Below are 20,668 nucleotides of genomic sequence, written 5' to 3' on the forward strand. Positions count from 1 at the left end.
GCCAATGCGCGATTGTCGCAGAGTTCGCATTACGTGGCAGGCGAAGGGTCTTTCGCCGCGCCCCGCCTCCTTCCGCAGTCCACCACACACCGTCATGAACGCTCCCCACACCGTCCCCGCCCTGCCCGCCGGCAAGAATCCCGCTCTGCGTGTGGTGCCCATGCCCGCCGACGCCAATGTGCACGGCGACGTGTTCGGTGGCTGGATCATGGCGCAGGTGGATATCGCCGGCTCGATCCCGGCGGTGGAACGCGCCCAGGGCCGCGTGGCCACCGTCGCGGTCAACTCCTTCCTGTTCAAGCATCCGGTGTTCGTTGGCGACCTGGTCAGCTTTTATGCGGACATCGTCAAGACCGGCCGTACCTCGATCACGGTGTCGGTCGAGGTCTACGCGCAACGGATGCGCCACAGCAATGAGATCGTCAAGGTGACGGAGGCCACGCTGACGTATGTGGCGACGGATGAATCGCGGCAGCCGCGGATGCTGCCGTCGGCTTGAAGGGATAAGCCAGCGCTTGCTGGCTGTTTTCTCCCCTCTCCCACGAGCGGGAGAGGGGAGAGAACAAGCGGGATTGGACAGACGTGGGCCTTACTCGAACTTCGTAAAATCCGGCTTGCGCTTCTGGAAGAAGGCAGCAAACGCCTCTTTCGCCTCCGGCGCCACCAGCATCCTGCGGAACACCGCGCCCTCGTCGGCCATCTGCTTTTCCACCACCGCCACATCGCCCGCCTTCATCAGCCGCTTGGTCTCGCGCAGTGACGACGCCGGCAGGGCCGCCAGCTTGCGCGCCTGCTCCAACGCAAAGTCGTGCAGCTCGGCCACCGGCAGCACCCGCGTCACCAGCCCGATCTCCAGCGCCTCCTGCGCGCTGAAGGCTTCGCCCAGCAGCAGCTTCTCGGCCGCGCGCTGGTAGCCGACCAGCCGCGGCAGCAGCAGGCTCGAGGCGGCCTCCGGGCACAGGCCCAGCTGCACGAACGGCAGCGACAACTTGGCCGTATCGGACGCATAGACCAGGTCGCAATGCAGCAGCATGGTGGTGCCCACCCCGACCGCGGCACCGCTGACGGCTGCCACGATCGGCTTGGTGGCGTGGCTGATCTGGTAGAGGAACTGGAACACCGGCGCCTGCTCCGCGCCTTCGCCGGCGGTGGGCGGGCGCTGCATGAAGTCTTCCAGGTCGTTGCCGGCGGTAAAGATCTCGGGCTTGCCGCGCAGCAGGATGGCGCGCACGTTGCGGTCGGTCTCGGCCACGCGCAGCGCGTCGGCCATGGCCTGGTACATCGCCGCGGTGATGGCGTTTTTCTTGTCGATGCGGTCGAACTCGATGGTCAGGATGCCCTGCTCGATGCCGGTGCGGATGCTCATGGTGTCCTCATCTGTGGATGCATTGCTGGGTTTATTCAAAAGGCGGCGGCGATTCGGAAAGATAGCTCAGCCCGAACGCGCGCGCGCCGACATTCAGCGCCACCGTCAGGCTCATCGGCGCCAGCATCAGTGCCACGCTCTGTCCGCGCGCGGTGCGCTCCAGCGACTGGAACGCCGGCATCGCGCGCACGTCATCGAGCGGGCCGGCATAGCAGACCGAGATCGCCGGCACCATCAGGTCGCCGCCGCGGATGCACTGCTCGGCATGCTGCAGCACGCGCCGCGCACCCTCCTCGGAGCCGCGTGCCCTGGCGATGGCCTCGGTGTGCCCGCGGTGCATGCGCACCACCGGGCGGATATTGAAGGCGCTGCCCATCACATAGCGCCCCCAGGTAATGCTGCCCTCGCCCTTCTGGCGCGCGCGCGTGTACATGTAGAGCAGCTCGTCGGGCACCAGGAACATATGGGCGGCATCGCGCAGGCGCGTCTCGACCGCTTCCCGCACCGCCTGCGGGCTGGCGCCGGCGGCGGCCATGCGCGCGGCTTCGCGCACGATCAGCGCCTGGCCCGGCCCGATCGCGCCGGTGTCGACCACGGTCAGGTCGAACAGGCCCGTGCGCCCGGCTTCCTTGCGCAGGCGCACGCTGCGCGCCACGGTGCCGATCACCGCGCCGGTGGCATGCGCATACAGCTTGCTGCGCGAACTGGCAATGGTGAAGAGGATGGCGCGGTCGCAGTGGGCCACCACGTTGCGCAGCAGGTGTTCTTCCAGCTCGCGCTCGAGCAGCGGGATCGATTCGGCGTAGTGGTCCTGGCGGCCGATCAGGTATTGCTGGTAGAGCGTGGGCAGCGCGTCTTCATCGCGCGTATCGGCGACAAAGTGTTCGCCCGCGCGGATGCGGAACGGAATCGTGTGGACCTTCAGCTGGGCCATGACGTCGCGCGGCAGATCGCACGCGGCATCGGCCAGGATGGCTGTCTCCTGCATATTATTGTCTCCTCCCTACCTGGTGACCCGCGTCGCGGGCGGCAGCCCCCGGTTACTGCTTTCTTCACCTGATGCAGAAGGGCGGGACAGTCCCGAGGGACCGTCCCGCAGGCGCGTTCAGACGCGCTCGAAGATACCTGCGGCGCCCATGCCCGTGCCAACGCACATGGTCACCATGCCGTACTTCAGGTTGTGACGGCGCAGCGCGTGCACCACCGTGGCCGAACGGATCGCACCGGTGGCACCGAGCGGGTGGCCCAGCGCAATCGCGCCGCCCATGCGGTTGACCTTGGCCGGATCCAGCTGCAGGTCGCGCATCACCGCCAGCGACTGCGCGGCAAAGGCCTCGTTCAGTTCGATCCAGTCAAGCTGGTCCTGGGTCAGGCCCGCAGCCTTCAGCGCCGCCGGAATCGCTTCCTTGGGGCCGATGCCCATGATCTCGGGCGGGACGCCGCGCACCGCGAACGAGACGAAGCGCGCCAGCGGCACCAGGTTGAACTGCTTGAGGATCTTTTCCGAGACCAGGATCAGCGCGCCGGCGCCGTCGGAGGTCTGCGAGCTGTTGCCGGCGGTGACGCTGCCCTTGTTGGCAAACACCGGGCGCAGCTTGCCCAGGCCTTCCAGCGAGGTCTCCGGGCGCGGGCCTTCGTCCAGCGAGATCGTGCGCGACTTCACGTTCACCTGGCCGCTGGCGAGGTCCGGGAAGCGCTCGACGATCTCGATCGGCGTGATCTCGTCCTTGAACTCGCCGGCCTGCTGCGCCGCGATGGCCTTCTGGTGCGAGGCCAGCGAGAACGCATCCTGGTCCTCGCGGCTGACCTGCCATTGCTGCGCCACCTTCTCGGCGGTCAGGCCCATGCCGTAGGCGATGCCCACGTTCTCGTCGCGGGTGAAGATCTCCGGCGACATCGACGGCGAGTTGCCCATCATCGGCACCATGCTCATCGATTCCACGCCGGCGGCGATCATCACGTCGGACTCGCCCACGCGGATGCGGTCGGCAGCCATCGCCACCGCGCTCACGCCCGAGGCGCAGAAGCGGTTGACGGTGATGCCGCCCACGGTATTGGGCAGGCCCGACAGCAGCGCACCGATGCGCGCCACGTTCAGGCCCTGCTGCGCCTCAGGAATCGCGCAGCCGACGATGGCGTCTTCGATCAGCTTCGGGTCCAGGTCCGGCACCTGCGCCACGGCAGCCTTCAGGATGGTTGCCAGCAGGTCGTCCGGGCGCGTGTTCTTGAACGCGCCCTTCGGGGCCTTGCCGATCGGCGAGCGGGTGGCCGCAACGATATATGCGTCTTGCAGTTGTTTCATGATGTCGGTTCCTCGCTTGCCCTGTTAGTTACGCACCGGCTTGCCGGTCTGCAGCATGCCCATGATGCGCTCCTGCGTCTTGCCGGTGCCGAGCAGGTCGACAAAGGCCTTGCGCTCCAGCGCCAGCAGCCAGTCCTCGCTCACCAGCGAGCCGGCCTCGACGTCGCCGCCGCACACCGCCTCGGCGATGCGGCTGGCGATCAGGAAGTCGTGCGTCGAGATAAAGCCGCCGTCGCGCATATTGACCAGCGATGCCTTGATGGTGGCAATGCCCGAGCGGCCGGCCACCGGGACCAGCGTCGGCAGCGGCGCGCGGTAGCCGGCGCTGGCCAGCGCGCGCACTTCGTTCTGCGCCACGTACAGCAGCTCGTGCACGTTGAAGACGATCTTGTCGGACGGCTGCAGGTAGCCCATCTGGCGCGCTTCCAGCGCCGAGGCCGAGACCTTGGCCATGGCCGCGCTCTGGAAGCGGCTGGTCAGGAACTGCAGGATGTTGGTGCTGCCCGCGGCCTGCGCCGCGCGCGCGGCCGCCAGCGCGGCTTCCTTCAGGCCGCCGCCGGCTGGCACCAGGCCCACGCCCACTTCGACCAGGCCGATATACGTCTCCAGCGCGGCCACGCGCGAAGCCGAATGCAGCATCAGCTCGCAGCCGCCGCCCAGCGCAATGCCGGACGCCGCGGACACCACCGGCACCGAGGCGTACTTCACGCGCATCATGCCGTCCTGGAACTTCTTCACGAACGGTTCGATGCCCTTGGCGCCGCCCATCATGAAGGCGGGCATGGCCGCTTCCAGGTTGGCGCCGGCGGAGAACGGGCCACCCGGTGCGCCCAGCTGCAGCGAAGTCGGCTGCCACACCACCAGCCCCTTGTAGCCGGCTTCGGCCAGGTCGATGGCGCGGGTCAGGCCGTCGATCACGTCCGGCCCGATGGTGTTCATCTTACTCTTGAACGAGACCACCAGCACGTCGTCCTGGCCTTCGCTCACCCAGATGCGCACGGCGTCGTTCTCTTCGACGGTGCGGCCGGCCTTGCGCGGATCGGCCGCGGCAGTGCCCTTGATCGCGGCACGGAATGCCTGGCGCTGGTACACCGGCAGCTTGCTGCGCGCGACGAAGGACTGCGTCGCCGGCGACCACGAACCGGCAGCGGCGTGCACGCCCTGGTTCTCTGCCACCGGGCCCTCGAATACCCATGCCGGCAGCGGCGCGGCCGACAGCGCCTTGCCGGCTTCCACGTCTTCCTTGACCCACTCGGCCACCTGCTTCCAGCCGGCCGACTGCCAGTCTTCGAACGGACCCGAGTTCCAGCCGAAGCCCCAGCGGATCGCCAGGTCGATGTCGGCGGCGGAGCCTGCGATCTGCTCCAGGTAGACGGCGATGTAGTGGAACACGTCGCGGAACACCGCCCACAGGAACTGCGCCTGCGGGTTGGTCGACTCGCGCAGCAGCTTGATGCGCTCGGCCGCATCCTTCTTCAGCATGCGCACCACGATCTCGTCGGCCTTCTTGCCGGCATCGACGTACTGGCCGGTCTTGGCGTCGAGCACCTTGATGGCCTTGCCTTCCTTCTTGTAGAAGCCGGCACCGGTCTTCTGGCCCAGCGCGCCCGCGTCGACCAGGCCCTTGAGTACGGCCGGGGTCTTGTACACCGGCGCGAACGGGTCGTCGTGCAGGGTGTCCTGCATGGTCTTGATCACGTGCGCCATGGTGTCCAGGCCGACCACGTCCGCGGTGCGGAAGGTGGCGGACTTGGCGCGGCCCAGCTTGGAGCCGGTCAGGTCATCGACCACGTCGAACGGGATGCCGAACTTCTCGGCTTCGGCAAACACGGCCAGGATCGAGAAGATGCCGACGCGGTTGGCGATGAAGTTGGGCGTGTCCTTGGCGCGCACCACGCCCTTGCCGAGCGTGGTGGTCAGGAAGGCTTCCAGCTGGTCGAGGATCTGCGGCTGCGTGGTCGCGGTCGGGATCAGTTCCACCAGGTGCATGTAGCGCGGCGGGTTGAAGAAGTGCACGCCGCAGAAGCGCGACTTCAGGTCCGCATCAAATCCGTCGGACAGCGCTGTGATCGACAGGCCCGAGGTGTTGGTCGCGAAGATCGCGTGCGAGGCCAGGTGCGGCGCGACCTTCTTGTACAGGTCGTGCTTCCAGTCCATGCGCTCGGCGATCGCCTCGATCACCAGGTCGCATTCCTTGAGCAGCGCGATGTCGTCCTCGTAGTTGGCCGCCTGGATCAGGCCGGCCTCTTCCTTAATGCCCAGCGGCGCGGGCGAGAGCTTCTTCAGGTTCTCGATGGCGCGCAGCGCGATGCCGTTCTTGGGGCCTTCCTTGGCGGGAAGGTCGAACAGCACCACCGGCACGCGCGCATTGATCAGGTGGGCGGCGATCTGCGCCCCCATGACGCCGGCACCCAGCACGGCGACCTTCTTGACGATGAAATTGGACATGCTCGCTCCTGGATTAGTGAGCGTTAGACAGATGCGAAGCCGTCGTTCCCGGCCGGGAACGACGGGTAGAGTCGACTCAGAACAGGTCTGCGTCCAGCGCCATCAGCGTGGCCGAACCGGCGCGCGCCTTGCGGATCTCGGCGGCGGTTTCCGGCAGCAGCCTGGCAAAGTAGAAGCGTGCCGTGGCCAGCTTGGCGGTGTAGAACTTGTCGCCGCTCGCTTCCTTCTCCAGCGCGATCTTGGCCATGCGGGCCCAGAAGTATGAGAACACCAGGTGGCCCACCACGCGCAGGTACGGCACCGCGGCAGCGCCCACCTCGTCGGCATTGCCCATCGCCTTCATGCCGATTTCCATGGTCAGCTTCTGCACCTTGTCGCCAATGTCGGCGAGCGGGTTGATGAACTCCTGCATGGCTTCGTTGGTGCCTTCGGCTTCAACGAATTCCTGCACGATCTTGCCGAAGGCCTTCATCCTGGCGCCCATGTCGCCCAGGATCTTGCGGCCCAGCAGGTCCAGCGCCTGGATGGTGTTGGTGCCTTCGTAGATCATGTTGATGCGCGCATCGCGCACATACTGCTCCATGCCCCACTCGGCGATATAGCCGTGGCCGCCGAACACCTGCATGCCCTCATTGGTGGACGTGAAGGCGTTGTCGGTCAGGAAGGCCTTGATCACCGGCGTGAGCAGCGCGACCAGGTCGCCGGCCTGCTTGCGCACGGCTTCGTCAGGGTGCGACAACTCGCGGTCGATCTGCAGCGCGGTCCAGTAGCTGAAGGCGCGGCCGCCTTCGGCGTAGGCCTTCTGCGTCAGCAGCATGCGGCGCACGTCCGGGTGCACGATGATCGGGTCGGCGGGCTTGTCCGGCGCCTTCGGGCCGGTCAGCGCGCGCATCTGCAGGCGGTCCTTGGCGTAGGCCAGCGAGTTCTGGTACGCCACTTCGGTCAGCCCCAGGCCCTGCGCGCCCACGCCCAGGCGCGCGGCGTTCATCATCACGAACATGGCGTTCAGGCCCTTGTTGGGCTCGCCCACCATCCAGCCGCGCGCGCCGTCCAGGTTCATCACGCAGGTGGCGTTGCCGTGGATGCCCATCTTGTGCTCGATCGAGCCGCACTTGATGCCGTTGCGCTCGCCCGGGTTGCCGTTGGCATCGGGGATGAACTTGGGCACCACGAACAGCGAGATGCCCTTGGTGCCGCCCGGCGCGTCCGGCAGGCGTGCCAGCACCAGGTGGATGATGTTCTCGGCCATGTCGTGCTCGCCGGCCGAGATGAAGATCTTGGTGCCCGAGATCAGGTAGGAACCGTCGGCCTGCGGCTCTGCCTTGGAACGCAGGATGCCGAGGTCGGTGCCGCAGTGCGGCTCGGTCAGGCACATGGTGCCGGTCCACACGCCGGAGACCAGCTTGGGCAGGTAGGTCTGCTGCAGTTCTGGCGTGCCGTGCGCGTGCAGCGCCTCGTACGCGCCGTGCGACAGGCCCGGGTACATGGTCCAGGCCTGGCCGGCCGAGTTCAGCATCTCGTAGACCACATTGTTGATCACGATCGGCAGGCCCTGGCCGCCGAACTCGGGATCGCACGCCAGCGCCGGCCAGCCGGCCTCGACATACTGCTGGTAGGCTTCCTTGAAGCCGGTGGGAGCCTTGACCACGCCGTCGCCGACGTAGGTGCAGCCTTCGCGGTCGCCCACCTGGTTGAGCGGGAACACCACGTCCGAGCAGAACTTGCCGGCTTCCTCGATGACCTGGTTGATGGTGTCCGCGTCGATGTCCGCGTGCGGCGGCATCGCCTTGAGTTCGGCTTCGGCGCCGAGCAGTTCATGGAGCACGAACTGCATGTCGCGCAACGGTGCGGTGTACTGGCCCATCTGAGACTCCTTGGAGTTGTGCGATGCCGCCACGCCGCCCGTCCCGCTTGCGCGATACGGTCCGACCGGGGCGACCTCAGGTACGGTAAGACTGAATCAGCTTGTTGAGCGCGACCATGGCAAGCTCGGCACTGTCAGGCAGGCGCAGGAAACGGGCGTCATGATGCAAGCCTAGTTCAAGGCTGTACATCTCGAACAGCATCAGGCGCGGATCGCAGTCCGCGCGCAGGTGCCCTTCCTCCCGCGCCTGGTTGATGGCGCGCGTGAGCGCTGCCCGCCAGATGGTGACGCTCTTGACCAGCTCGTCACGCACCAGGCTGCCGGCACGGTCGTCGTACTCCACGGCGCCGCTGATGTAGATGCATCCAGTCGTCACTTCCTGGATGCGCTTCTCCATCCAGCGCCGCACCATCGACCATAGCCGGGGCAGGCCGCGCGGCTCCTGCAGCGAGGGATAGAACACCTCCTGCTCGAACCGGCGGTGATACTCCCGCACCACCTCCACCTGCAGGTCTTCGCGCGAACCGAAATGCGCGAAGACACCGCTCTTGCTCATCTGCATGCGTTCCGCGAGCAGCCCGATGGTCAGACCTTCGAGCCCGTCGCGGGACGACAATTCCAGTGCGGCATCCAGAATCGCCACGCGCGTCATTTCACCCTTGCGCATTGGCGCGGGGGAGGCGGCGGCGGATTCGAGACGGGCTGACTGGTGTCGCATGTTTTTTCTCCGTTCTGCGGGGCCCTGCTGCGGCCCCGCGTATGACCCTGACGTTGCATTATTTGCTTGCGGCCGAACCGGCGGATTTGCCGGTGCATACCGTGAATGCACGCAGTCTAAGCCAAAAAAGAACGGTCGTTCAGATTATTCTGGCGCAGCAGCCGACCATCAAGCTTTTAATTAGACCGCTGTTTCTAAACGGACTGCAATGCAGCATGTCCGTCATGTCGGTCATGGCTTGCGCCGCGACCGGTTGCAGCGAACGCCCTGCCGCATGGCAGCAAACGCACACCGCGTTCGCGGCTGTCGTTCAGTAGCGCCCCGCGACACCGGCAATGACGACACCCAGGCGCAGCAGCATATAGGCCGCCCAGTTGGCCAGCCGGTGCAGCGGCGAGCGGCGCGCATGCACCTCGGGCATCACGCGCACGCTGCGGTGCGCAATGGCGTATTCCAGCGCGGTGCGCAGTTCAGCGGCGAAGGCCGCATCATAAACGGCGACGTTGGCTTCGCGCGCGAGCAGCAGGCTGAACGGGTCCATATTGCTCGACCCGACCGTGGCCCAGGTCTCGTCGACCACGCCCACCTTGGCGTGCAGGAAGCTCTCGGCATACTCGTAGATCTCGACGCCGGCCTCCAGCAGCGAGGCATACAGCGCATGGGTGGCGTAGTGCTGCAGCCGGTATTCGACCCGCCCCTGCAGCAGCAGCCGCACGCGCACGCCGCGCGCGCGGCAGGCCAGCAGCGCGCGCCGCATCTTGTGGCCAGGCAGGAAGTAGGCGTTGGCAAGGATCACGTCGTGGCGCGCGGCGCCCAGCGCGCGCAGGTATTCGCGCTCGATGGTGCGGCGGTTGCGCAGGTTATCGCGCAGCAGCAGCGCGGCGCGTACGCCGCCCGCGGCTTCCGGGCGCGGCGGCAGGTCGGTGACCAGCGGGTAGTCGGCCACCGCGGCGGCGCGTTCGGTGCCGTGCATATCGCGCAGCGACAAGCGCCACCAGAGCCGCTCGGCGGACAGCGCGATGCCGTCCACCAGCGGGCCGCCGACCTGCACCGCGAAGTCATAGCGCGGCCCCAGGTTGGCGCCTTCGAACGGGCCGTGGTTGTGGTCGTCGATGATATTGATGCCGCCGACAAAAGCCACGCGCCGGTCGATCACCGCCAGCTTGCGGTGCAGCCGGCGCAGGTGGCGCCGCGCCAGCCGGAAGCCGCGCAGCATGCGGAATACGCGCAGTTGCACGCCGCCGGCGCGCAGCCGCGCGGCCAGCTCGGCGGGCATGTCGCCGGCGCCGAATCCGTCCACGGTCACGCGCACGGTCACGCCGCGCGCGGCGGCGCGGATCAGCGCGTCGCTGACCGCGCGGCCGACCTCGTCATTGGCATAAATGTAGGTTTCCAGCATCACCTGGAACGCGGCCTGGTCGATGGCGGCGATCAGCGCGGGGAAGAAGTCCTGGCCGCCGTGCAGCAGCCGCACCGCATTGCCGGTGGTGGGCTTGCCGCGGCGCCAGGTCCAGCGCAGCATGTGGCGGCGCGGCGCGTGGTCGCCGGCCGCTGCGGGGTCGTGCGCGCGGGTGTCGGCATGAGCGGAGTGGGAGATCCGTGACATGCCGTGATTATCGGACAGATTGCCGGGCGCAAGGCGCCGCGCGCACATTGGCAGGCGCATCTCTGCTATCGTCGAGACTGATGCTTGCCCGCGCAGCCAGCGACGGGCAAGCGACGACTGACGCCCCCACGGAACCCATTGTGAAGGTATTCGGCATTACCGGATCGTCCGGCAGCGGCAAGACCACGCTGCTGGACCAGCTCATCCCCTGTTTCGTCGCCGCCGGCCTGCGCGTGGCCGGCGTCAAGCATACCCATCACGGCTTTGACCCCGACACGCCCGGCAAGGACTCCTGGCGCATGCGCGAGGCCGGCTGCGCCAATGTCGTGCTGGTCGGCGCGCGCCACCTGACGCTGATGCGCCACTACCCGGAAGCGGTGCCCTCGCCCGAACTGGACGATGCGCTCGCCGTGCTGCCGGCCGACACCGAACTGGTGCTGGTGGAGGGCTACAAGCGCAGTGATTTTCCCAAGCTGGAGGTATATCGCCCGGCACTGGGGCGCACGCCGCTGTGGGACGAGGTGCCAGGCGTGGTGGCGGTGGCAAGCGACGACCCTGCCGCGGTCGCTGCCATGACCGCGCTGCCGGTGCTGGACCTGAACGACCCGCAGGCGGTGTTCGCCTTCATCCGCGACTATCCGGACAGCGCGCGCTGAATTCAGGCGGCCTTGCCGGCGGGCTCCGCGGGCATGGCCAGCTCGCCCCGCGGATGCCCCAGTTCCGCCACTAGCGGCACGTGATCCGAGCGCTGCGCCCAGTCGCGGCCGGTCAGCGCATGCGCGCGCTCGATCTCGTAGCCGCGCACATAGATGCGGTCGAGCTGCCACCACGGCATATGGCTGGGGAAGGTATGCAGCCGCGCACCGCGCGCGTGCGAGGCCTCGACCGCGCCCAGCGTATTGCAGATCTGCGCATCGAGCCGGTGGTTCCAGTCGTTGAAGTCGCCGGCGATCACCAGCGGCATGCCCGCGGGCACCACGTTGCGCACACGCTCCACCAGGGCCTCGGCCTGGCGCACGCGGCTGCGCGCGAACAGGCCGAAATGCACGCAGATCAGGTGGGTTTCCACCCCGTGCACATCCGCCACCGCATGCAGCAGCCCGCGCTGCTCGAAGCGGTGGTCGGAAATATCCAGGTTTTCGGACATCAGGATCGGGTGGCGCGACAGGATCGCGTTGCCGTGATGGCCGTAGTCATAGACCGCGTTGCGGCCGTAGACCGAGTGCGGATAGGCGTCAGTGGCCAGGTAGTTGAGCTGCGTATGCTCCGGATCGAACAGCGCCGCGGCCACCAGCCGGTCGTTGCGGTCCTGCACTTCCTGCAGGAAGACGATGTCCGCATCCATCGCATGCAGGCCGGCGCGCACGTTCTGGATGCGCGGGCGCCGCGAGATGCCGGTCACTCCCTTGTGGATGTTGTAGGTGACCACGCGCAGCTTCATGGCTGCGCTCCGTATACCGCCTGCCGCTCGCCAGCGCCAGCCCCGGCCGCGCGCCAGGCGAGCTGGCGGATGGCCTCGGCATTGCTGCTGGAAAAGCATTGCTGCGCCGCCTGCTCCCACGGCAGCCACTGGTATTGCAGGTGTTCGCGTGGCGCCAGCGTCACCGGCAGCGCCTGCTGCACGCGCAGCCCGAACCAGTGCTCGGTATTGCGCGTGACGCCTTCGGCGTAGCGGTGGCGCCACTGCGGGTAGATCTCGTACTGGATGGTGTGGGCCCAGTCGGTCAGCTGGTGCTCGCCGGCGATGATGCCGGTTTCCTCGGCCACTTCACGCGCGGCGGTCAGGGCCAGGGGTTCGTCCAGGGTGTCGAGGCTGCCGGTCACGGACTGCCAGAACCCCGGGCGATCGGCGCGTTCCAGCAGCAAGACTTGAAGATCTGGCGTGTAAATCACCACCAGCACGGATTCCGGGATCTTGTAGGACATGGGTCTGGGCGAAAGGACAAACCCAAGGATAGCGCAGCCGTGCCACGTTGCCACGCGAAAGCGTGGCGGCGCACGCCCGGGTCGACCCTCGGCGGCCTTCAGGCGGCGCTGCGCGTGCCATAGGTGGCACGGGGTGCCAGGTACGGCTCGTCGGCGGCAGTGCGCTGCCAGGTGTCGAACACCTGGGGCGAATCGCCGTGGCCCCAGGCGGCACGCAGCTGGTCCATCAGCGGCGCCAGCGCCTGGCGGTAGCGCTTGGACGCGCCATGCGCGTGCGTGGCCAGCGCGTCGGCGCGGTGCCGGACCTCGCCCTGCAGCCGCGTGCGCTCCAGCGCGATTTCCTTCTCGCGCTGTCCCAGCGAGTTGTACTTCTGGATCAGGAAGCGCTGGTAATCGCCGCCATCCATGCCCTGCGCCGCCTGCGCGTTGACCTGCTCGAAACGCAGCACGATGCTGCCGGTTTCCTGCTCGATATGGGCAACCTCGGCGTCCAGGGCCTGCAGCGCCTCCTGCACGCGCTGGGCGTCGCGGCGCAGTGCCTGCACCTGCGCGGCCTCGTCCTCGAACACGCGCTGCGCATCCAGGTAGGCCTGCACCACCGGCTGCGGCGCCACCACCAGCAGCGGGTCGGCGCCGTCGGCGCGCTGGCCGGCCAGCAAGGCGTCGTCGGCCAGGCGCAGGTTGCCGAGCTCGTCCAGCCAGCGCCCGCGCGTCATGACCACGCCGACGGTATCCAGCGCCAGCCGGCGCAGCGCTTCGGCACGCTGCATTTCCACCGGCTCGGCCGCCGCGGCGGGCGCGGCCGACTGCACCGCATGGGCGATGTCGGGCACGCAGGCGGCCACCGTGGTGGCCACCGATTCAGACATGGCCTGCGCCGAGCGGCGCACGGCGCGGCGCAGCTCGAAGCGCGCCAGCAGCATCATCACCAGTCCGGCCACCAGCCAGGTCAGGATGGTTTGGTCATGGGCCAGCAGGAACTGGCGGATCAGGTCGATATCCAGGGTCACGAATTTCCTCCCGAGTGCCGGAAGCCTTCATTGCGAGGCCGCTCGGCAAATTACGTGTCAAAGAGAGCAGACCCCGCCGCGGCGCCCTTCGTTCCGACCGGTAACAAATCGAAACCAATGCGCCGCGCGCCTCACAGCGCAGGCGCCCAGACGTTGCGCATAAAGCAAAAAAGCCGCGCAATCGCGCGGCTTCCTTGCGGACTTCAGGCAACTCAGGCCGTCGGCTTGGGCTCCGTGGCGCGCAGGCGGATGTGCAGTTCGCGCAGTTGCTTCTCGTCGACCGAGCTCGGGGCCTGGGTCAGCAGGTCCTGGGCGCGCTGGGTCTTCGGGAAGGCGATCACGTCGCGGATCGAGTCGGCGCCGGCCATCATCGTGACGATGCGGTCCAGGCCGAAGGCCAGGCCGCCGTGCGGAGGCGCGCCGTACTGCAGCGCGTCCAGCAGGTAGCCGAACTTGGCGCGGGCTTCATCGTCATTGATGTTGAGCGCGCGGAACACCTTGCTCTGGATGTCCGAACGGAAAATCCGCACCGAGCCGCCGCCCATTTCCCAGCCGTTCAGCACCATGTCGTAGGCCTTGGCCAGGCACTTGCCCGGGTCGGTCTCCAGGTATTCCAGGTGCTCGTCCTTGGGGCTGGTGAACGGGTGGTGCATGGCCACCCAGCGCGCGTCTTCCTCGTCGTACTCGAACATCGGGAAGTCGACCACCCACAGCGGCTTCCAGGTGTCTTCGAACAGGCCGTTGGCCTTGCCGAAGTCAGAGTGGCCGATCTTCAGGCGCAGCGCGCCGATCGAGTCGTTGACCACCTTGGCCTTGTCGGCGCCGAAGAAGATGATGTCGCCGTCCTGGGCGCCGGTGCGCTTGAGGATCTCGGCAATGGCGGCGTCGTGCAGGTTCTTGACGATCGGCGATTGCAGGCCGTCGCGGCCCTTGGCCACTTCGTTGACCTTGATCCAGGCCAGTCCCTTGGCGCCGTAGATGCCGACGAACTGGGTGTAGGCGTCGATCTCGCCGCGCGAGATCGCACCGCCGCCCGGCACGCGCAGGCCGACCACGCGGCCGTTGTCGCTGTTGGCGGGGCTCGAGAACACCTTGAAGTCGACGTCCTTCATCACCTCGGTCAGCTCGGTGAATTCCAGCTTGACGCGCAGGTCAGGCTTGTCCGAGCCGAAGCGGGCCATGGCCTCGCGGAACTCCATCACCGGGAACCTGGCGTCCAGGTCGACGTCGATGGCGTTCTTGAACACCGTGCGCATCATGTCCTCGAACAGGTCGCGGATCTCCTGCTCGGTCAGGAACGAGGTCTCGCAGTCGATCTGCGTGAATTCCGGCTGGCGGTCGGCGCGCAGGTCTTCGTCGCGGAAGCACTTGGTGATCTGGTAGTAGCGGTCGAAGCCGGAGACCATCAGCATCTGCTTGAAGATCTGCGGCGACTGCGGCAGCGCGAAGAAATGGCCCGGGTTGACCCGCGACGGCACCAGGTAGTCGCGCGCGCCTTCGGGCGTGCTCTTGCCCAGCATCGGGGTCTCGATGTCGATAAAGCCCTGCGCATCGAGGAACTTGCGCACTTCCATCGCCACCTTGTAGCGCAGGCGCAGGTTGTACTGCATCTGCGGGCGGCGCAGGTCCAGCACGCGGTGCGTCAGGCGCGTGGTTTCCGACAGGTTGTCGTCGTCGAGCTGGAACGGGGGCGTGACCGACGGGTTCAGCACGGTCAGTTCATGGCACAGCACCTCGATCTTGCCCGAGGTCAGGTTGGCGTTCTCGGTGCCGGCCGGGCGCGGACGGACCTTGCCGGTGACGCGGATGCAGAACTCATTGCGGATCTCTTCGGCGGCCTTGAACATCTCGGGGCGGTCCGGGTCGCACACCACCTGCACCAGGCCTTCGCGGTCGCGCAGGTCGATGAAGATCACGCCGCCATGGTCGCGGCGGCGCTGGACCCAGCCGGTCAGGGCCACTTCCTGGCCCGAGAATTGTTCGGTCACCAGACCGCAGTAGTGAGTACGCATGGAGGACATAAGGAGATTCCCGGTAAAACGCGGCCGCCCGAAGCACATCGGGCGGCCCGTGATCAGATTGGATGCTTAAGGATCGGTCGTCTCGACCGTTTCCTCGCTGCTGGCCCTGCCGGCCGGATTGGCCGGGGCTGCCGGCCGGGACATGCTGCCGTTCTTGCGCGGCAATTCCGCCGGTGCCACCACGCCCATCGAGACGATGTACTTGAGCGCGGCGTCGACGGTCATGTCGAGTTCGATGGTGTCGGCCTTGGGCATCATCAGGAAGAAGCCCGAGGTCGGATTCGGCGTGGTCGGCACGTAGACGCTGACGTATTCGCCCTGCAGGTGGTTCTGCACGTCGCCGCCGGGGCGCCCGGTCAGGAAGGCGATGGTCCACGAGCCCTCGCGCGGGTACTGCACCAGCAGCGCCTTGCGGAAGGCGTTGCCCGAGGACGACAGCAGCGTGTCCGAGACCTGCTTGACGCTGGTGTAGATCGGGCCCACCACCGGGATATGGCCCAGCAGCGCTTCCCACCAGCGCACCAGGCGCTGGCCGATGAAGTTATGCGCCAGCAGGCCGACCAGCAGGATCACCAGCAGCGTGAGGATGGCGCCCAGGCCCGTCACGCGCTTGCCGAACATCAGCCGGTCCGGGCGCCAGGCCTCGGGCAGCAGCGCCAGGCTCTGGTCCATCGTGCCGATGATCAGGCTGAGCACCCACAGCGTGATGCCCAGCGGCACCAGCACCAGCAGCCCGGTCAGGAACCAGGTTTTCAGGGCGGAAGTCTTCTTGGCAACCACGGGGCGGGTCCGGCTCAATGGCAGGCGCAGGCGCTGCCGCAGCCGCCGGCTGCCGCGGGCGTGGCCGAAGCGGACGAGGCAGGACTGGCCGGCGATTCAGCCGCCGCCGGGGTGCTGGCCGCCGCTGCAGCGGCGCCACCAGCGGCGCCGGTCGCTGCCGGCGCGCCGGCGCTGCCGCCGCGGAAGTCGGTCACGTACCAGCCCGAGCCCTTGAGCTGGAAACCAGCAGCGGTCAGCTGTTTCTTGAACGCGCCGGCGGTGCCGCACGACGGGCAGTCCGTCAGCGGGGCATCGCTCATTTTCTGCAGCACATCGCGCCCGTGGCCGCAGGCGTCGCAACGGTAGGCATAGATCGGCATGGTGTTATTTCGCGAGAAAACTTCGGAATTGGTACAAAGGCGGACATCGGCGCGGGCCATGGCGGCCGCGGGAAATTCCCGTGCGACGATGCAAAGCCTTGAATTATAAACCGTTCCGGGGCCGCCTGATCGCCGGAAATGAGGGGGTGGCAGACCCCGGGCCGTCAGGCGATATGCACTTCCTTGACCGGCGCGTGATCTGCAATCCACTGCGGCAGCAGTGAACCGATCACCATGCCGCTGATCGAGAACAGCAGGCCCACCATTTGCGGCGGCACCACGGCATCGGCAAAGGCCAGCTCGCAGGTCAGCCAGGAGGACAGGCCCAGCAGGATCGCCGCCAGCCCGCCCTGGCGGGTGGCGTGCTTCCAGAACATGCCGAAGGCCAATGGCACGAAGGACGAGACCAGGGTGACCTTATAGGCATTTTCGACCATATGGAAGATCGACAGGTGCGAGTTAAGTGCGAACAGCGTCACCAGCGCGGTGAATACCAGCACCACGGTCTGCATCACGCGCAGGAACTGCCGGTCGTCGAGGTGGCGGAAGTACGGGCGCAGGATGTTCTCGGCAAAGGTCACCGACGGCGCCAGCAGCGTGGCCGACGCGCAACTCTTGATCGCCGACAGCAGCGCGCCGAAGAACATCACCTGGGCGAACATCGGTGCGTGCTGCAGGATCAGCTTCGGCAGGATCAGCTGCGAATCGGTGTCGATGTACCTGGCCACCATGCCGGGGTCGATCAGCGTGGCCGAATACGCCAGGAACATCGGGATAAAGGCGAAGCAGAAGTACAGCACGCCGCCCAGCACTGAGGCGCGCCCGGCGATCTGCTCGGTGCGCGACGAGGTCACGCGCTGGAACACGTCCTGCTGCGGGATCGAGCCCAGCATCATGGTGAACAGCGCCGCCGCGAAGCCGATGATCTGTATGAAATCCAGCGACGGCAGGAACTCGAACTTGCCGGCCGCGGCCGCGTGCGACACCACCGCCGTGACGCCGCCGGCCTGGCCGCTGACCTCGTAGCCGATATAGAGCATGCCGATCACGATGATGATCATCTGGATGAAGTCGGTGATGGCCACCGACCACATTCCGCCGAACAGCGTATAGACCAGCACGCTGGCTGCGCCGATCATCATGCCGGCCTCCTGCGACAGCGCGCCGTCCGAGACGGTATAGAACACCAGCCCGAGCGCCTTGATCTGCGCCGCCACCCAGCCCAGGTAGGACACCACGATGCACAGCGTGGTCAGCACCTCGGCCAGCCGGCCATAGCGGTTGTGGTAGTAGTCGCCGATGGTCAGCAGGTTCATCCGGTACAGCGGCCGGGCGAAGAACAGGCCCACCAGGATCAGGCACAGCGACGAGCCGAAGGGGTCGGAGACCACGCCCGACAGGCCTTCCTTGAGGAATACGGCGGGGATGCCCAGCACCGTCTCCGAGCCGAACCAGGTGGCGAAGACGGTGGCGGTGACGATATGGAATGGCAGGCTGCGCCCGGCGACGGCGAAATCGGTGGTGTTGCGTACCCGCAGCGCCGCCCACAGGCCGATGCCGACCGAGATTACCCAGTAGATGATGACGAACCAGATCAGCATGCCGCTGCCCTATGCAGAAGTGCCCTTGTGGCGAGAAACCGAATGCCGGGCGGCGCATGAGTGCACGTTGCTTGCGCGCATCTGCCCGGAGTCCAATTCATCGGTCGGGGCCGCATATCGAGCTGCCTGGAGTTCTCGCGCTGGGCGGAAAACGCGGCCGGGGCTGCGGTCGTAGCCGAATCAAAACGCGGATTATAGCGACGCAGACCAGCGTGGACGAAAAAAATTCCCCGCTGGCGCAAATGCGCCACGCGGAGCATCGCCTGCGCCACAAGGGCTGGCCGGCGGCTGCTTCAGCCGGACCGGCGGCGCCAGACCTGCCAGCGCTCCTGCCCCTGGAACACCGGCAGCGGCGCGGCCGTGGGCCGGTCCTCAAGTCGCTCGAAGGCCGGTGCCAGCAGCGCGTCCAGCGCCTCGGCCGGCATCGCGAACGGCGGCCCGCCGCGGTTTTCGCCGAGGTAGAAGTAGCCGGCCAGCAGGCCGCCCGGCGGCAGCAGTTGCGCGACCCGGGCGGCATAGTCGGCCCGCATCGCCGGCGGCAGCGCGCACAGGAAGGCCCGTTCGTAGATCAGCTCGCACGGCGGCTGCGGCGTGAAGGCAAAGAAATCGCCCTGCTGCACCACTACCCCCGCCGGCCCCAGAGTTTGCCGCGCCGACGCCACCGCCTGCGGCGAGAAGTCGATTGCCGTCACCGGCCAGCCACGCTCGAACAGCCACGCGGCCTCCCAGCCGTTGCCACAGCCTGGCACCAGGGTCGGACATGGGGCACGGCCTTCAATGAACTGCCGGAATTCCTCGGGCACGCCGCCCTGGTCCCAGGGCGTGAAGCCCTGTTCGAAACGCTCGTCCCAGAATGCCGGGTCGGCGGCGTTGCGGGTGGCGAAGGTCGGCACGGGCTTGGCAGGGTCGCTCATGGTCACCTCAAAAATGGATCAGCCTGGGTGCGCTACCAGTAGCCCGCCCAGCCCAGCACATGCGTCAGCACGATGCCGGCGACAAAGCCGCCCAGCAACAGCAGCCCGGTGCCGAGCAGCCGGTTGGTGCGGCGCTGCTCCACCACCAGCATCGCCAGCAGCTTGTCCTGCTCGCCGTTGCTGGTCAGCGCGCGCCGCTCCAGGAACTGGTGCGCCAGGCGCGGGAAGTCGGGCAGCATCTTGGCCCACAGCGGCGCCTCCACCTTGACCCGCTCCCAGGCGCCCTTCCAGCCCACCTGCTCGTGCATCCAGCGTTCCAGGAAAGGCTTGGCGGTCTTCCACAGGTCCAGGTCGGGGTCGAGCTGGCGGCCCAGGCCTTCGATATTGAGCAGCGTCTTCTGCAGCAGCACCAGCTGCGGCTGGATCTCGACATTGAAGCGGCGCGAGGTCTGGAACAGGCGCATCAGCACCATGCCCAGCGAGATTTCCTTGAGCGGCTTGTCGAAGTACGGCTCGCAGCAGGCGCGCACGGCGCTTTCCAGCTCTTCGACACGGGTGTCTGGCGGCACCCAGCCGGACTCCACGTGCAGCAGTGCTACGCGGTGGTAGTCGCGCCGGAAGAAGGCGATGAAATTCTGCGCCAGGTAGTTCTTGTCGAACTCGGACAGCGCGCCGACGATGCCGAAGTCCAGCGCGATATAGCGGCCGAAGGTCTCGGGCTGCACCGACACCAGGATATTGCCCGGGTGCATGTCGGCATGGAAGAAGCCGTCGCGGAACACCTGGGTGAAGAAGATCTCGACACCCTCTTCCGCCAGCTGGTGCATGTCCACGCCGGCGGCCTTGAGCGACTCGGTGCGCGAGATCGGGATGCCGTGCATGCGCTCCATCACGAACACGGTGCTGCTGCACCAGTCCCAGAACACCTCGGGCACCAGCAGCAGGCTGGTGTCGGCAAAGTTGCGGCGCAGCTGGCTGGCATTGGCCGCCTCGATCATCAGGTCGAGTTCGTCGTGCAGATACTTGTCGAACTCGGCCACCACCTCGCGCGGCTTCAGGCGCTTGCCGTCGGCCCAGAAGCGTTCCAGCCAGGTGGCCATGTCGCGCATCAGCGCCAGGTCGCTGTCGATTACCGGCAGCATGCCCGGGCGCAGCACCTTCACCGCGACCTCGCGGCCGTGGCAGGGGCCGCCCTTGAGCGTGGCGAAGTGCACCTGTGCGATCGAGGCGCTGGCCACCGGCTGGTGCTCGAAGGTCTCGAACAGCTGGTCCAGCGGCCGCCCCAGCGCGCGCTCGATGATCTTCACCGCCACCACCGAATCGAACGGCGGCACCTGGTCCTGCAGCTTGGCCAGTTCGTCGGCAATGTCCGCCGGCATCAGGTCGCGCCGGGTCGACAGCACCTGGCCGAACTTGACGAAGATCGGGCCCAGCCGCGTCAGCGCCAGCCGCAGGCGCTCGCCGCGCGGCATCTCGAGCTTGCGCCCGATGGTGATGACGCGTACCAGGAAGCGGATCCTGCGGCTGCTGAAGCCCGAGAGCACCAGCTCGTCCAGGCCGTAATAGAGGATGACGAAGAGAATCTTGCCAAGGCGCAGGAGGCGGGTCATTCGGGAGTCTTCACAGGGCCGGGCAGGCAGTCATGTTGTTGGTGGATGGGATCGGGGCGCGGCCGGCTCAGCGGTGCGGCGACGGCAGCTTGCCGGACTGGCCCGACTGTCCGGAAGCCGGCGGCGGGCCGGCGCGCTCCAGC

19 protein-coding genes are annotated in these 20,668 nt (G+C 67.2%); 3 read left to right on the forward strand and 16 right to left on the reverse strand.

Annotated features, from left to right (window positions below; genetic code table 11):
* Positions 1-94: 94 nt before the first annotated feature.
* On the forward strand, positions 95-499 hold the full coding sequence (locus C265_RS25805; protein ID WP_037025319.1) for an acyl-CoA thioesterase: 405 nt from the start codon (positions 95-97) through the stop codon (positions 497-499).
* Positions 500-589: 90 nt separating this feature from the next.
* Here the strand turns inward: C265_RS25805 and C265_RS25810 are convergent, their stop codons facing one another.
* From C265_RS25810 to C265_RS25835, 6 genes are all read right to left on the reverse strand, one after another.
* Positions 590-1,366, reverse strand: a complete 777-nt coding sequence (locus tag C265_RS25810; protein WP_010813925.1) for an enoyl-CoA hydratase — start codon at positions 1,364-1,366, stop codon at positions 590-592.
* Positions 1,367-1,397: 31 nt separating this feature from the next.
* Positions 1,398-2,354, reverse strand: a complete 957-nt coding sequence (locus C265_RS25815) for a DegV family protein (RefSeq protein WP_010813926.1) — start codon at positions 2,352-2,354, stop codon at positions 1,398-1,400.
* A gap of 117 nt (positions 2,355-2,471) precedes the next feature.
* Positions 2,472-3,671, reverse strand: a complete 1,200-nt coding sequence (locus C265_RS25820) for an acetyl-CoA C-acyltransferase (protein WP_037025321.1) — start codon at positions 3,669-3,671, stop codon at positions 2,472-2,474.
* A gap of 21 nt (positions 3,672-3,692) precedes the next feature.
* Positions 3,693-6,116, reverse strand: a complete 2,424-nt coding sequence (locus tag C265_RS25825; protein WP_010813928.1) for a 3-hydroxyacyl-CoA dehydrogenase/enoyl-CoA hydratase family protein — start codon at positions 6,114-6,116, stop codon at positions 3,693-3,695.
* A 76-nt stretch (positions 6,117-6,192) separates the two neighbouring features.
* Positions 6,193-7,980 carry an acyl-CoA dehydrogenase C-terminal domain-containing protein gene (locus tag C265_RS25830; protein ID WP_010813929.1) on the reverse strand — a complete coding sequence of 596 codons (1,788 nt, stop codon included), beginning with the start codon at positions 7,978-7,980 and terminating at the stop codon, positions 6,193-6,195.
* 76 nt (positions 7,981-8,056) lie between these two features.
* Complete coding sequence (locus C265_RS25835) at positions 8,057-8,647, reverse strand: TetR/AcrR family transcriptional regulator (RefSeq protein ID WP_026201385.1); 591 nt, start codon at positions 8,645-8,647, stop codon at positions 8,057-8,059.
* Between the two features lie 92 nt (positions 8,648-8,739).
* Here C265_RS25835 and C265_RS32360 point away from each other — a divergent pair, with 92 nt between their 5' ends.
* Complete coding sequence (locus tag C265_RS32360; protein ID WP_144062269.1) at positions 8,740-9,015, forward strand: hypothetical protein; 276 nt, start codon at positions 8,740-8,742, stop codon at positions 9,013-9,015.
* Here the strand turns inward: C265_RS32360 and clsB are convergent.
* Entirely contained in the window at positions 9,009-10,352 is a 1,344-nt protein-coding gene (gene clsB / locus C265_RS25840; RefSeq protein WP_037025323.1) for a cardiolipin synthase ClsB, read from the reverse strand. The genes C265_RS32360 and clsB overlap by 7 nt on opposite strands.
* Positions 10,353-10,444: 92 nt before the next feature.
* On the opposite strand from clsB, the gene mobB reads away from it, so the two are divergent.
* The gene (gene mobB / locus C265_RS25845) at positions 10,445-10,960 is read left to right on the forward strand and encodes a molybdopterin-guanine dinucleotide biosynthesis protein B (RefSeq protein WP_010813932.1); all 516 of its coding nucleotides are present in this window, start codon (positions 10,445-10,447) and stop codon (positions 10,958-10,960) included.
* Positions 10,961-10,962: 2 nt separating this feature from the next.
* Here mobB and C265_RS25850 read toward each other — a convergent pair whose 3' ends face one another.
* The 9 genes from C265_RS25850 to ubiB form a co-directional block, all read right to left on the reverse strand.
* A complete protein-coding gene (locus tag C265_RS25850) occupies positions 10,963-11,745 on the reverse strand; it encodes an endonuclease/exonuclease/phosphatase family protein (RefSeq protein ID WP_010813933.1) in 783 nt (260 codons plus the stop codon).
* Positions 11,742-12,230, reverse strand: coding sequence for a dihydroneopterin triphosphate diphosphatase (nudB, locus tag C265_RS25855; RefSeq protein ID WP_010813934.1), 489 nt, complete (start codon positions 12,228-12,230; stop codon positions 11,742-11,744). The genes C265_RS25850 and nudB overlap by 4 nt, the downstream gene beginning before the upstream one ends.
* Before the next feature lie 98 nt (positions 12,231-12,328).
* A complete protein-coding gene (locus C265_RS25860; protein WP_010813935.1) occupies positions 12,329-13,240 on the reverse strand; it encodes a membrane protein in 912 nt (303 codons plus the stop codon).
* A 212-nt stretch (positions 13,241-13,452) separates the two neighbouring features.
* Positions 13,453-15,261, reverse strand: a complete 1,809-nt coding sequence (gene aspS / locus C265_RS25865; RefSeq protein WP_011614526.1) for an aspartate--tRNA ligase — start codon at positions 15,259-15,261, stop codon at positions 13,453-13,455.
* A 66-nt stretch (positions 15,262-15,327) separates the two neighbouring features.
* The gene (locus C265_RS25870) at positions 15,328-16,041 is read right to left on the reverse strand and encodes a DUF502 domain-containing protein (RefSeq protein WP_010813937.1); all 714 of its coding nucleotides are present in this window, start codon (positions 16,039-16,041) and stop codon (positions 15,328-15,330) included.
* Between the two features lie 14 nt (positions 16,042-16,055).
* Entirely contained in the window at positions 16,056-16,400 is a 345-nt protein-coding gene (locus tag C265_RS25875; protein ID WP_010813938.1) for an FmdB family zinc ribbon protein, read from the reverse strand.
* A gap of 164 nt (positions 16,401-16,564) precedes the next feature.
* Positions 16,565-18,001 (reverse strand): sodium:solute symporter family protein, encoded by a 1,437-nt coding sequence (locus tag C265_RS25880; RefSeq protein WP_010813939.1) that lies wholly within the window; start codon positions 17,999-18,001, stop codon positions 16,565-16,567.
* 293 nt (positions 18,002-18,294) lie between these two features.
* On the reverse strand, positions 18,295-18,915 hold the full coding sequence (locus C265_RS25885; protein WP_010813940.1) for a methyltransferase domain-containing protein: 621 nt from the start codon (positions 18,913-18,915) through the stop codon (positions 18,295-18,297).
* A 32-nt stretch (positions 18,916-18,947) separates the two neighbouring features.
* Positions 18,948-20,525, reverse strand: a complete 1,578-nt coding sequence (gene ubiB / locus C265_RS25890; RefSeq protein ID WP_010813941.1) for a ubiquinone biosynthesis regulatory protein kinase UbiB — start codon at positions 20,523-20,525, stop codon at positions 18,948-18,950.
* Between the last annotated feature and the right edge of the window lie 143 nt (positions 20,526-20,668).

Source organism: Cupriavidus sp. GA3-3, assembly GCF_000389805.1.
Classification (GTDB): Bacteria; Pseudomonadota; Gammaproteobacteria; order Burkholderiales; family Burkholderiaceae; genus Cupriavidus; species Cupriavidus necator_D.